The 382-nt window shown below is 70.9% G+C and carries 1 protein-coding gene; it reads left to right on the top strand.

The window, feature by feature from the left end; all coding sequences use genetic code 11:
- Positions 1 to 382, top strand: a 382-nt coding sequence (locus HKX41_10635; GenBank protein ID NNC24587.1) for a hypothetical protein, incomplete at both ends; no start/stop codon positions are given.

The following is a 382-nucleotide window of genomic DNA, read 5'->3' as shown; positions in this document are numbered from 1 at the left end:
CGCCAACAACGTCCCGCTGACCACGCTGGGCGGCGCGACGGCGGCGATGTTCAGCCCGAACGTGCCGACCACGACCACCGGCATCCAGCTGCAGACCGTCGGCGCGTCGTGCAACTTCGCCACCAACGCCGCCACGACCGTGGCCTGCGGCAACATCGGCAGCACCCTGACGATCAGCTTCAGCCGGCCGGTGACCAACCCGGTCGTGCACTTCCTCGGCCTGGGCAGCGTGCGCAGCATCACCGGCGACACCGTCACCATCACCGCCGGCCGCACCACCCACACCCTGACCGGTTCGAGTCCCGCCGGCGCGACCCTGACCACGCTGCCCGGCGCGGTGAACCTGCAGCCGCTGAGCAACGCACCGCTCAACAGCGTCCTG

Origin of the sequence: Salifodinibacter halophilus, assembly GCA_012999515.1 — a bacterium.
In the GTDB taxonomy this organism is placed as follows: Bacteria; Pseudomonadota; Gammaproteobacteria; order Nevskiales; family Salinisphaeraceae; genus Salifodinibacter; species Salifodinibacter halophilus.
Note: the sequence above shows the minus strand (reverse complement) of the source record. Positions and strands in the feature narration are given on the sequence as shown.